Raw genomic sequence first — 12,400 nt, forward strand, 5'->3', positions numbered from 1 at the left:
GTCATCCCCGATGGCTGCATGCTGAAGCCCGCCTACCCCGCCGCCGTCGTCGCCGGCAATGTCGAGACCTCGCAGCATGTCACCAACGCACTGTTCGGCGCCATGGGCGCCATGGCCAATGCGCAGGGCACGATGAACAACCTCACCTTCGGCAACAGGCGTTACCAGTATTACGAGACGATCTGCTCGGGCTCGCCGGCCGGACGGATGAATTCCGGCCGCGGCTTTGCCGGCACCTCGGGTGTGCACACCCACATGACCAATTCGCGCCTCACCGACCCGGAAGTGCTGGAACTGCGTTTTCCCGTGCTGCTCGAGGATTTCCACATCCGCGAAGGTTCTGGCGGCAAGGGCAGATGGAGCGCCGGCGACGGCACCAAACGCACCATCCGCTTCCTCGAAAAGATGGAATGCGCCATCCTGTCCTCGCATCGCAACCGCCCGCCGCAAGGGCTGGACGGCGGCGGCGACGGCGAGGTCGGCTCGACCAAGGTCCGCCGCAACAATGGTGCGATCGAGGTGCTGAAAGCCTGCGACCAGACCGTGCTCGACGCCGGCGAGGCCGTCATCCTCACAACACCGACGCCGGGTGGTTTTGGCAAGGCCTGAGCCGGGCATCAACAAGACTGTCACCGGCTTGTCATGACGCTGCGCTACCCGCTTGCGCCAACGCAAATGGGGAATCGCCTTGCCATGACGGATCTTTCCGGGGAACTCGTTTTTCGACGTGGCAAGGAAGTTGGAAAAGCCGTCTACCAGAACCGTCCCCTGTCAAAGGCCGGTGTTTCCGAACGGCTGTTTGCCTTGCTGTTTTCCGGCCTTGTCTATCCGCAGATCTGGGAAGACCCCGATGTCGACATGGAGGCCATGCAGCTTGGCCAGGGCCATCGCATCGTCACCATTGCGTCCGGCGGCTGCAACATCCTGGCCTATCTCACCCGCTCGCCCGAACGGATCGACGCCGTCGATCTCAACGCCGCCCATATCGCGCTGAACCGAATGAAGCTGGAAGCGGTGCGCCATCTGCCCTCGCAGGGCGACCTGTTCCGCTTCTTCGGCGCCGCCGACACCAGCCACAATTCGGAAGCCTACGACCGCTTCATCGCCCCGCATCTCGATCCGGTCAGTCGCCATTATTGGGAGCGCCGCAACTGGCGTGGCCGTCGCCGCATCGCCGTCTTCGACCGCAATTTCTACCAGACCGGCCTGCTCGGCCTGTTCATCGCCATGGGCCATCGCGTTGGCAGATTCTTCGGCGTCGATCCGGCCGGCATCATGAAAGCGAAAACCATCGCCGACCAGCGGCGCTTCTTCAATGAGGAACTGGCGCCCGTCTTCGAAAAACCGTTGCTGAAATGGGCCACATCGCGAAAGGCCTCGCTGTTCGGCCTCGGCATTCCGCCGGCCCAGTACGATTCGCTGATCACCTCGGGCGACGGCACCATGGCCAGCGTCCTGAAAGCCAGGCTGGAAAAGCTCGCCTGCGATTTTCCGTTGCAGACCAATTACTTCGCCTGGCAGGCTTTTGCGCGCCGCTATCCAAACCCGGGAGAAGCCGCGCTCCCCGCCTATCTCGAAAAGCGCAACTACAAGACGATCCGCAACAATGTCGATCGCGTCGCCATCCACCACGCCAACCTGATCGAATTCCTCGCCGCCAAGGATGCCGGCTCGGTCGACCGCTTCGTGCTGCTCGACGCGCAGGACTGGATGACCGACGACCAACTCAATGCGTTGTGGGCCGAGATCACCCGCACCGCATCGACTGGCGCCCGCGTCATCTTCCGCACCGCCGCCGAACCCAGCCTGCTGCCCGGCCGGGTTTCGAATTCATTGCTCGACCAGTGGAGCTATGAGGACGAGGCCTCGCGCGAGTTCTCGGCCCGCGACCGTTCGGCCATCTATGGCGGCTTCCACCTCTATGTGAAGCGGGCCGCATGAGCACGAGCGAGCTGCCGGCCAAGCACGCCGAACCGCCGGCCAGCCATGCCGACCTGATGGACGGCGTCTACCGCTGGCAGCGCCATTTCTACGACCTGACCCGCAAATATTACCTGCTCGGCCGCGACCGACTGATATCGGGACTGGACGTGCCGCCAGGCGGCACCGTACTCGAACTCGGCTGCGGCACCGGCCGCAACATCGTGCTTGCCGCCCGCCGCTATCCCGCCGCCCGCTTCTACGGCCTCGATATTTCGGCCGAAATGCTGGAGACGGCCAGCGCCGCCATGACCCGCGAAGGCTTGTCCGGCCGGGTTGCGCTGGCGCGGGGCGATGCCACCGATTTCGATGCGAAGACGCTGTTCGGCCTGGCCACCTTCGACCGCATCTTCGTATCCTATTCGCTATCGATGATCCCCGGCTGGGAAAAGACCGTGTCGGCCGCACTCGCCGCCCTTTCACCCGATGGCTCGCTGCATGTCGTCGATTTCGGCCAGCAGGAGGCCCTGCCGCACTGGTTCCGCACGCTGCTGCGCGGCTGGCTGGCAAAATTCCATGTCGAGCCGCGTGAAGCCCTGCGCGACGTCCTGGAATCGGAATCCGCCAGAGTTGGTGCCAGCCTTCGGTTCAGAACGCTTTATCGCGGCTACACCTGGCTCGCCGTGATCAAGATCGCCATCTAGTCTCGATGTTTTGAATTTGCCGTTGGACAGCTGGAGTGCTCCCATTTCTCAATGAGGCCGCAGCTGAAATCAGCTAAGCAGCTAGCTTCAGGGTTTTGTTCGGCGGGCTAAATGTTCATAGGTGATTTGCCAAGGGTCGCTCTCGGAAGATCTTTCCTCGCCGATCCAATGGAAGCTGCTGGCAGTGATCTCAGTGAAACGCCACCGAGTTTTCAGACCGCGCGAGTCATTGCCGAGCTGGACAATGTCCTTACCCTCGGCCCGCCCGATCTGGCGCGAGTGATCCTGGTTAAGCGGGTCGTTCCATATGATGCGCCAGCCATCAATCCCAGGATCGAAGATGCGCAAAGTCGTGCCATACATCGTGGACGGCGCAGGGCGCCTAGGCCTGATCCAAACGTCCTGAATCGCGCGGCCTTCAAGCACCCAGCCAAAATGGCATTCTCCATCCCATTTCTGGATTGTGCCGTCGTCGAGGTAGTGGACCGAGTCCAGTTTCCAGCTTCCAATTAGCCATCCATAAAGGTCCATGCCTTTGGCTCGGTCGGCTGGGGGACCTTCGGATCCGAGAGCGGTGAGAAACGGAGAAATCGTCATCGTCATCCTGCCTTTCGTTTCCAAGTAGACGAATAAACAGTGCAGCCCCGCCAAGCCCATTGTCGCGCCCGCCTGCCGCAAGCGCCGCCTTGAAGAATTTTGCGACGGAAGCCCGTGTCGGCGCCGGAACATTGCCGCCACAACTTGCAGCGTTGCGGCGTCCAGGGCTTGGGGAAAATTGCTATAATGTGCCAAGCCTTTGGCGGCATAGACAAGACTGTGACCGCCGCATTCCTTTAATGCAGCGCCTTCACCAGCGCCGCCACCATCGTCTGCGGCCGGTAGCCGAGCTTGGCCGGTGTCAGGCCAAGCCGCACCACCACCAGCTTCTCGGAAGGAATGATGGCGATCGTCTGCCCGTCATGCCCCTCCATCCAGTACGCATCCTGAGGCAGGCCGGCGGCAACGCCGGCGCCGGGGCTTTCCTCGTCGCCCGGACCTTCGATCCACAACTGGCCCTTGCCGTAGACTTTCGAGGCGGGTGTGGCTTCCCGCATCCAGCCGACGAAACCGGCCGGCAGGACCTCCTTGCCGTTCCAGACGCCGTCCCGCAGCAGGAACTGGCCGAAGCGCGCCCAGTCGCGCGCCGTGGCGTAGAGATAGGACGAACCGACGAAGGTGCCGTGCTCGTCGGCCTCGAGCACCGCGCTCTGCATGCCGAGCGGATTGAACAGGGCGACCCTCGGCCATGCCAGCGCCTTGTCCTTGTCGCCGATCGCATCCTGCCAGAGCCGGGACAGCATCACCGCCGTCCCGCTCGAATAGGAGAACACCTTGCCGACGTCGCCGGTCAGCGGCTTGGATTCGGCAAAGCCCGCCATGTCAGGCTCGAGATAGAGCATGCGCGTCACATCGGCGACGTCGCCATAATCCTCGTTGAATTCGAGCCCGCTCGACATCGCCATCATGTCGGCCAGGCTGATGGCGGCCCGGCCATCGGCTTTCCAGGGGCCGAACAGGCCCTGGTTGGTCATCGCCAGCTTGCCGTCCTTCACCACCGTGCCGACGATCGCGGCGTTTACCGTCTTGGTCATCGACCAGCCGAGCAGCGGCGTCTTCTGCGAAAAGCCGTCGCCATAGCGTTCGGCAACGATGCGGCCGTTCTTGACCACCACCACGGCGCGCATGCCGGTGCCGGTCAGCGCCGCATCGTCGAGGATATCAGCGATTTCGGGATTCTGCGAGGCGTCGACCCGGTCGCCTTCCGGCCACAGCGTGTCAGGCGGCGGCGCGGGCGTCAGCACCGCCCCGGTGATGGTCTTGGCAGCGGCGATGTCGCCGTCCGGAACCGAAGCACAGCCGAGCCCGTCGCGAACGACCGCGACGCTCTTGCCAAACACACCGAACAGCCCGGCCGAAACAGTGCCCTTCTCCTTGTCGACCGACACCCGCATCAACCTCAGCAGCGGGTGGCCCGGCGCCTGTACATCGACGGCAAGTACGTCATTCGCATCGCGTCCGGCGATGAAGACATTCGAGCACACGATCTTGGCCGAATAGCCCGAGCCGACGCGGATCAGTTCAGGCGGCGCGAAATAGAGCCAGGCAGCGAGTGCGACGACCGCCAACGCAGCCAGCCCCAGCAGCCACTTGACGATCTTTGCAACGATCCGCATTTTTCCGTCCCGATCCCGCCGCTTGGATTTCGTGCTCGATTTATGTCATCGATTTGCCGCCATTGCTTCGGCAAAATCTCTGTTCTTGTCGAGCGCCGTCAACCTGTTATCAACCATGATCGGCGATCACTGATGCATGTCGCCCAAAAGTGCCCAGCGGTTTTAGGGATAACGACATGCAGCAAGACAAGGATACCGGGCGATCCCATGGGGTGAGCGCCCGGCAGGGGCCAGAACGAGGGGGCACCTGCAGAAGCGACCCATCAGCGGCCGGCTGAAACCGGCTTGGGAGTAGTGATGCGCCGTTTTGCGGTCCTCATCATGCTTGCGTTGCTTGGCGCCTGCTCGACCGTCGACGATCTGGCACCGTTGGCGCCGTCGGGCTCCAGTCCGACGGTTGCGGTACGGGCTCCCCGTTTCGCCGACTCCGATCCGCATGAATGGGACAGCGGCGCGCCATGGAACTACGCCGTCCACGGCACCGACGTCTCCAAATATCAGACCTCGGTCGACTGGCCGGCGGCCAGGGCCAGCGGCATCTCCTTCGTTTTCATCAAGGCGACCGAAGGTGGCGATCGCTTCGATAACTTTTTTGACGAGCATTGGAGCCGCACGAAAGCAGCTGGAATTCCGCGCGCGGCCTATCATTTCTACTATTTTTGCACGCCTGCCGCCACGCAAGCGCGCTGGTTCATCCGAAACGTACCCAGAGACCGGTCAGCGCTGCCGCCTGTTCTCGACATGGAATGGAACCCCCAGTCGCCGACCTGCAAGCTGCGACCCGACGCTGCGACGGTGCGCAGCGAGATGAGCGTTTTCCTGGATATCGTCGAGAAGCATTACGGCAAGAAGCCGATCATCTACACTTCGATCGATTTCTTCGACGACAACAATTTGTCGACCTTCCGCGGCTATCCCTACTGGCTGCGTTCGGTGGCTGGCCACCCGCGCGAGAGATACGGCAGCCACCCCTTCACCTTCTGGCAGTATACAGGAACCGGCATCGTGCCAGGCATCCCGGGCAAGGCCGACATCAATGTCTTCAACGGCTCGGAAGCCGCGTGGAACAAATGGCTGCGGCAGAACACCCGTTGACACCGGGCCTGCCGCCTGCTTTCGACACAGCCGATAGCGGATTTCCGCGACGCCCGTCTTGGAAGACCGCCCTTGTCTCGAAAGGATCGCAATGCGATTGCGCTTTGAAATTCTCGCGGCGCTGTTGCTGACCGCTTCGACCTTGCCGGCGGCGGCACAGCAATGCGGCGGCGATTTCGAGGCCTGGAAGCAGGGTGTGGCGGCGGAAGCCAGGGCGGCCGGTGTCGGCGGTGCTGGCCTCGATGCGCTGGAGAAAGCCACCATCGATGACAAGGTGCTGGCGCGCGACCGCTCCCAAGGCGTGTTCACCCAGACCTTCCTCGAATTCTCCAACCGCATGATCTCGTCCCACCGGCTGAAGCAAGGCGCGGTCAATCTGAAGAAATATGCCGATGTCTTTGCCCGGGCCGATCGCGAATTCGGCGTCCAGGCGCCGGTCATCGCCGCCTTCTGGGCGCTGGAAACCGATTTCGGCGCCGTGCAGGGCAATTTCCACACGCTGAATGCGCTGGTGACGCTCTCGCACGACTGCCGCCGCCCGCAACTGTTCCGGCCGCAGATCGTGCCGCTGCTGACGCTGATCGACCGCGGCGTCCTGCCGGCCGACGTCACCGGCGCCTGGGCAGGCGAGATCGGCCAGACGCAGATGCTGCCTTCCGACTATCTGACCCGCGGCGTCGATGGCGACGGCGACGAGGTGGTCGACCTGCGCGGCAGCGCGCCCGATGTCATCATGACCACGGCCAGCAAGATCATGTCGCGCGGCTGGAAACGCGATCAGCCCTGGATCGAGGAAGTCCGCGTGCCCGACGACATGCCGTGGGACCAGACGGGGCGCACCAACAAGCTGCCGCTGACGCAATGGGCAGAATGGGGCGTCACCAATCCCGACGGCACGCCGCTTGTCGACAATGGCCTGAAGGCAGGCCTGGCGCTGCCGATGGGCCGCAAGGGACCGGCCTTCCTCGCCTACGACAATTTCGACGTCTACCTTGAGTGGAACCAGTCCTTCACCTACGCACTGACCGCGGCCAATCTCGCCGCGAGGCTGGCGGGCGCCCCGCAAATCGATCCGCGCAATCCCGAACCCGGCCTCATTGGCGACCAGATGAAAGAACTGCAGACCAAGCTCGAGGCCAAAGGCTATGACGTGGGCACGGTCGACGGCATTCTGGGCACCAACACCCGCGAGGCGATCCGCAAGGAACAGAAGCGGCTTGGCCTGCCCGTCGATGGCTGGCCGACACCGGAGTTGCTGGCGAAACTTTAGATTGCAGGTATGATACTCAATTCCTGTTGGCACCAGACATTGTGGATGTCCCTTTACGACCCCAAGAACACCTACACACCCAGTCTGGCTGCGTCGCAGCCGTGGAATGATTTGGAGGGTTTCTACGTCTCGCTGACCAAAAATGCATTCCACCAACAGCCTATGGTCGATCTCATTCGCCACATCAGGTCCGCATATGCGGAAAACAGGTTCCATGCATTCACTTCGATGCACACATTGATCGTCAGCATCAACGATCCCATCGAATTCAATCGCGAGAACCTGCGAATTGACTACAATCCGCACGACGCGAGTTTGAACTTCAATTACCTGTCAAAACCCTTCCAGCCTGCTGAGTTCGTCAGGCGATATCCGGCCCGGCTCGGCATCGAGAAATTCGATAATTTCGTGAAGATGATCGGCTGGTAGAGTTCTTTGCTTCAGTCCGCCATTGTCTCCAGACTCGCAAACCCTTGCGGCGCGTCGCCCTCGTCGAACGGGGTCGCCACCTCGACGAATGTGTCGGGATAAAAGCCGTTGAAGCGGGTCCTCAGCGACAGCGAATAGGCGCCGATATGGCCGATCTCGATCCAGTCGCCGGTGTCGACGGTTTCCGGCAGCCAGAATGGCCGCGATAGGATGTCGACGGAATCGCAGGTCGCGCCGCAGACCTTGAACGGCACGATGTTCTTCTCCGCGCCATTGCGCGAGCGGATCGCGGGATCGGGGATGAAGCGCGCCGGCAACGTGATCTTGCCGGTCCATGAATCCGACAGCGACGCCCAGATGCCGTCATTGATGTAAAGCCGCTTGCCCTTGCGCAGCAGCACGCGAACGATCAGCGACAGGCAGCGCGCCACGATCACCCGGCCCGGCTCCGCCACCAGCGGCATCTGGTCGAACTGATACTCTTTCAGGTCGCCGGAAAGCCGCGACATGATCTGGCCGAGCGACGGCATCTCGATCTGCTTGCGGTTGGGATCATGGCCGTATTCGGCTGGAAAGCCGCCACCGACATCGAGCCCCGCCACATCGAAGGTCAGCCGGTTGCGCACCCAGTCTGCCGAGGCCAGCGCCCGCTCATAAGTGTCTGGATCCTCGATCTGGCTGCCGACATGAAAGCACAGGCCGACCTTGTAGCCCGTCCGGTTGAGCCGCTCGGCGAGCTCCACCGCGTAAGCCGGCCCGGCGCCGAATTTCTTCGACAGCTCATAAGCCGCCGATCCTTTGGTCTGGATGCGCACGAAGACGGTGATGGCGCCGGGGTCGATGTCGAGCGCCCGCACCACACGCGTCAGCTTGGTGATCTCGTCCTCATGGTCGAGCGAAATGACGCGGATGGCGTATTTCTCCAGCGCCAGCTTGATGTCCGACTGCGCCTTGACCGGATGCATATAGAGCATTTCGGCATCGGGCGAGACCGCGCGCACGGCGGCGAACTCGCCGGGCGAGGCGACATCGAAGGCAGTAACGCCGGCTTCGACCAGCGCCTTCAGCACGATCTGCTCGCCATTGGTCTTGACCGCATAGGCGGTCTTGCCGGGAAACATCCCCATGAATTGCCTGGCGTCGGCCTTCAGCACCTGCGGGCGAAAGCAATAGACCGGATCGTCCGGGCGAAGCGCCAGCGCCGCTTCGCGCGCATTTTCGAATCGCTGCATGGACGAATCCCTTGACTGAGGCTGCGCACAATTAATCCAAGCTATGCGTGAATGAAAACAATTCTGTGTCTCGCGCCCCTGGCGCTGCGGCGCTACGCCAGACGAGGGCTAGTCCACCGATCAGGTTTCGGGTGGCTCTTGTCGCCGGAACCGCTATGGCTGCAACAGATGCCTGGCTGGTTCGCAGAGTCGTCTGGGGAGGACAATCACATGGCGATAGCTGCCAACACGACACGCGGGCCCATGGTGCTGAAGGACTGGGGGCAGCTTCTGCTGCTCGGGGCCATCTGGGGCGGCTCGTTCTTCTTTGCCCGTATTGCGGTTGCCGAGCTTCCCCCCCTGGTGCTGGTGCTGTTTCGCGTCGCCATCGCAGCGATGGCGCTGCAGCTCTATCTCACCCTGCGCGGTCCTTCCTTCCGTCTCGCCTTGCCGCATGCCGGCCTGTTCTTCCTGCTGGCGCTTGCCAACAATGTCATCCCCTTCTCGCTGATTTTCGCCGGCCAGACCGAACTTGGCGCCGGCGTCGCCTCGGTGCTCAATTCGACGACGCCGTTCTGGACGCTGATCCTTGCCAACGCCCTGACATCAGACGAAAAACTATCCTGGAACAAGCTTGCCGGCATCGCGCTCGGCATCGCCGGCACTGCTGTCATGATCGGCCCCGGCCTGCTTGCCGGTCTGGGCGGCCCGGCCTGGGCGAAATTCGCGCTGATCGGCGCATCGCTGTCCTACGCGGTCGCCCTGATGATCGCCCGCCGCTTCAAGGGCGTGCCTTCGCCGGTCATCGCCACCGGGCAATTGACCGCCTCGACCATCATCATGATCCCGGTCGTGCTCGTCGCTTACGGCCCGACCGGCCTGTTTTCTGCCTCGCCGCCGGTCTGGGCGGCGGTGCTGGCGCTGGCGTTGCTGTCGACCGCCTTCGCCTACATCCTCTATTTCAACCTCGTCGCCTCGGCCGGCGCCACCAACGCCTCGCTGGTCACGCTGATCGTGCCGGCCAGCGCCATCCTGCTCGGCTTCCTGTTCCTCGGCGAACGGCTCGAATTGTTCGAGCTCGGAGGCATGGCGCTGATCGCCTTCGGCCTCGTCACCATCGACGGGCGCCTGTTTACCGCGCGTCGAATTGGAGCTGCTCCAACATCATGAATGGTCGCCCCGGCCCGAAAATCAATTCTGATTTCGGGCCGATCCAGGCCTGTCATCCTCAATATGGCCTAGTCTTCGCCACATTTTATTCACAGGGCTTAAGCGGGATTTTGCCGAAGAGTTTCAAGGCTTAAGGGCAAAGAGCGGGTCGCAAATTCCACAATCTCGTCGCATTGCAGCACATTTTCCGCTTGCCTGTGGCACAAATGAACCTAGACTCTCGGACATAGCTCTTTAAGAGGAGGCTATGGAATGGGACTCACGAGGCCAATCAACGCACTGATGATTTGTGCTGCGTTTGCCTTCATCGGAGCCCTCATTATGGGCTTTCTTCCGTAGACCCGCCAAAGCGGGGAGAGACCAGCACTAATAAGCTAAATCGTTGGAAAGGCCGGGTTTTTACCCGGCCTTTTTGCATTCTCCTCAAGGGCGGCGAGCTTATGCCGCCGCTGAACCCGCCGCCTCCACTTCATGCGAACGGATGCCGATCATGTGGCAGATGGCAAAGACCAGATCGGCGCGATTCATCGTGTAGAAATGGAAATCGCCGACGCCGCGCTCGACGAGGTCAAGCACCTGCTCGGCCGCCACCGCCGAAGCCACCAGCGCATGCGTCTGCGGATCGTTCTGCAGTCCGTCGAAGCGTTCGGCCAGCCATGCCGGCACCAGCGCCCCGCAGCGCGATGAGAAATTGGCGACCTGGGTGAAATTATGTACCGGCAATATGCCCGGCACGATCGGGATGTAGATGCCAGCCCGCCGCGCCTTCTCGACATAGCGCTCATAGAGATCATTGTCGAAAAAGAACTGGGTGATCGCCCGTGTCGCGCCATTGTCGGCCTTGCGCTTCAGCATGTCGAAGTCGGTGGCAAAGTCGGGGCTTTCCGGGTGCTTTTCCGGATAGGCGGAGACCGAGATGTCGAAATCGCCAATCCCCTTCAGCGCTCCCACCAGCTCGGCGCCATTGGCATAGCCATCCGGATGCGGCTGGTAGGCCGCGCCGACGCCCTCGGCCGGGTCGCCGCGCAGGGCGACGAAGCGCTTGACCCCCATATCGGCGAATTCCTGGACCACCGCGTCGACCTCGTGACGCGCAGCGTTGACGCAGGTCATGTGCGCGGCCGGCGTCAGCGCCGTTTCGGTGAGGATGCGCTTGACCGTGCGGGCCGTGCGCTCGCGCGTCGAACCGCCGGCGCCATAGGTGACGGAGACGAATTTCGGCCTGAGCGGCTCCAGCCGGGTGACGGTGTCCCATAGCCTTGCCTCCATCTCGTCGTTCTTCGGCGGGAAGAACTCGAACGAAACCCTGATCTTGTCGCCGATGTCGGGACGGCGGGAAAAGCGGAACTGGTTCATCAGGCGGTTTCCCCTATTGGATATGCATTGACCGCTTGTCGGTCGTTGGAAGGATCGGCAATCAGCATGCGGCGATCGCGGCCCAGCCACAGCTTCACCGTGAGCCTGGCCTCATTGCCGCCGCGCGGTTCGAATTCCTGGCTGTCCTCGAGGTCGATCCCGGCCTCGGAAAACCAGTCCGCGATCTGCCGGTCGGAGAAACCCAGCCGCACATGAGCATGCTGGTCGCGCAGGAATTCCAGCGCGTGCGGCGCGAAATCGACGATCACCAGCCGGCCGGCCGGGCGCAGCAGCCTCGCCGCCTCGCGGATGGCGCGGGCGGGATCGTCGAGATAGTGCAGCACCTGGTGGATGGTGACGAGATCGAAGGCATCGCGCTCGACCGGCGGCGCGAAAATGTCGCCCTGCCGCACCTGCGCGTTCGAAATGCCGGCCTTGTCAAGATTGGCGCGCGCCACCGTCAGCATCTCGCGCGACATGTCGATGCCGACGCCGCGCCGGTAGAGCGGCGAGAAGATTTCCAGCAGCCGCCCGGTACCGGTGCCAAGATCCAGCATCGACTGGAACGGCCGCTTGCCGACGAGCTTCAGCAGGGCTGCCTCGACGGCGCGGTCGGGCACATGCAGCGAGCGGATATGGTCCCAGCTTGCGGCGTTTACGGAGAAATATTCGGCGGCGCGGTCCTGCCGCTTGCGCTTGACCGAAGCCAGCCGTTCGAGATCGCGCTCGACCTGCGGATCGGCGCCACGGATGCCGGAGACCAGCCTGAGCACGAAATCGCGCGCCGCATCCGAATCCGACAGCCGGAAGAAAGCCCATGAGCCCTCCTGGTAACGGCCGATCAGTCCGGCCTCCAGCAGCAATTTCAGGTGGCGCGACACGCGCGGCTGCGACTGGCCGAGGATTTCCGTGAGATCGGAAACGGTGAGATCGCCGCGCGACAACAGCGCCAGGATGCGCAAGCGGCTGGATTCGGCCGCCGCCTTCAACGTATCCACCATCGTGTCGAGCGCGACATGCATCGGCATATTC

12 protein-coding genes are annotated in these 12,400 nt (G+C 62.6%); 7 read left to right on the forward strand and 5 right to left on the reverse strand.

Going from position 1 to position 12,400, the window contains the following annotated elements; genetic code table 11:
* The 3 genes from CN311_RS30220 to CN311_RS30230 all read left to right on the forward strand — a co-directional run.
* Nucleotides 1-609 (forward strand): hydantoinase B/oxoprolinase family protein (locus CN311_RS30220; protein ID WP_208866605.1); only part of this gene is annotated, 609 nt, incomplete at its 5' end.
* Between the two features lie 33 nt (nt 610-642).
* Nucleotides 643-1,941, forward strand: coding sequence for a BtaA family protein (locus CN311_RS30225; RefSeq protein ID WP_097577249.1), 1,299 nt, complete (start codon nt 643-645; stop codon nt 1,939-1,941).
* A complete protein-coding gene (locus CN311_RS30230) occupies nt 1,938-2,624 on the forward strand; it encodes a class I SAM-dependent methyltransferase (RefSeq protein ID WP_097577250.1) in 687 nt (228 codons plus the stop codon). The genes CN311_RS30225 and CN311_RS30230 overlap by 4 nt, the downstream gene beginning before the upstream one ends.
* Before the next feature lie 87 nt (nt 2,625-2,711).
* Here CN311_RS30230 and CN311_RS30235 read toward each other — a convergent pair whose 3' ends face one another.
* Both CN311_RS30235 and CN311_RS30240 read right to left on the reverse strand, forming a co-directional pair.
* Complete coding sequence (locus tag CN311_RS30235; protein ID WP_245440993.1) at nt 2,712-3,227, reverse strand: hypothetical protein; 516 nt, start codon at nt 3,225-3,227, stop codon at nt 2,712-2,714.
* 230 nt (nt 3,228-3,457) lie between these two features.
* On the reverse strand, nt 3,458-4,837 hold the full coding sequence (locus CN311_RS30240; protein WP_097577251.1) for a serine hydrolase domain-containing protein: 1,380 nt from the start codon (nt 4,835-4,837) through the stop codon (nt 3,458-3,460).
* A gap of 297 nt (nt 4,838-5,134) precedes the next feature.
* On the opposite strand from CN311_RS30240, the gene CN311_RS30245 reads away from it, so the two are divergent.
* From CN311_RS30245 to CN311_RS30255, 3 genes are all read left to right on the forward strand, one after another.
* Nucleotides 5,135-5,932 carry a glycoside hydrolase family 25 protein gene (locus CN311_RS30245; RefSeq protein ID WP_097577252.1) on the forward strand — a complete coding sequence of 266 codons (798 nt, stop codon included), beginning with the start codon at nt 5,135-5,137 and terminating at the stop codon, nt 5,930-5,932.
* A 91-nt stretch (nt 5,933-6,023) separates the two neighbouring features.
* A complete protein-coding gene (locus CN311_RS30250) occupies nt 6,024-7,202 on the forward strand; it encodes a lytic murein transglycosylase (RefSeq protein WP_097577253.1) in 1,179 nt (392 codons plus the stop codon).
* Between the two features lie 45 nt (nt 7,203-7,247).
* Nucleotides 7,248-7,631 (forward strand): hypothetical protein, encoded by a 384-nt coding sequence (locus tag CN311_RS30255; RefSeq protein WP_097577254.1) that lies wholly within the window; start codon nt 7,248-7,250, stop codon nt 7,629-7,631.
* 11 nt (nt 7,632-7,642) lie between these two features.
* Here CN311_RS30255 and CN311_RS30260 read toward each other — a convergent pair whose 3' ends face one another.
* Nucleotides 7,643-8,863: an alanine racemase gene (locus CN311_RS30260; protein ID WP_097577255.1), complete on the reverse strand. Its 1,221-nt coding sequence runs from the start codon at nt 8,861-8,863 to the stop codon at nt 7,643-7,645.
* 210 nt (nt 8,864-9,073) lie between these two features.
* Between CN311_RS30260 and CN311_RS30265 the strand changes: the two genes are divergently transcribed.
* Nucleotides 9,074-10,012 carry a DMT family transporter gene (locus tag CN311_RS30265; RefSeq protein ID WP_097577256.1) on the forward strand — a complete coding sequence of 313 codons (939 nt, stop codon included), beginning with the start codon at nt 9,074-9,076 and terminating at the stop codon, nt 10,010-10,012.
* A 438-nt stretch (nt 10,013-10,450) separates the two neighbouring features.
* On the opposite strand, the gene metF is transcribed toward CN311_RS30265, so the two are convergent.
* Together metF and CN311_RS30275 are read right to left on the reverse strand one after the other, a co-directional pair.
* Nucleotides 10,451-11,368, reverse strand: a complete 918-nt coding sequence (metF, locus tag CN311_RS30270; RefSeq protein ID WP_097577257.1) for a methylenetetrahydrofolate reductase [NAD(P)H] — start codon at nt 11,366-11,368, stop codon at nt 10,451-10,453.
* A complete protein-coding gene (locus CN311_RS30275) occupies nt 11,368-12,390 on the reverse strand; it encodes an ArsR/SmtB family transcription factor (RefSeq protein ID WP_097577259.1) in 1,023 nt (340 codons plus the stop codon). The genes metF and CN311_RS30275 overlap by 1 nt, the downstream gene beginning before the upstream one ends.
* Between the last annotated feature and the right edge of the window lie 10 nt (nt 12,391-12,400).

Source organism: Mesorhizobium sanjuanii (assembly GCF_002529485.1).
GTDB lineage: Bacteria > Pseudomonadota > Alphaproteobacteria > Rhizobiales > Rhizobiaceae > Mesorhizobium > Mesorhizobium sanjuanii.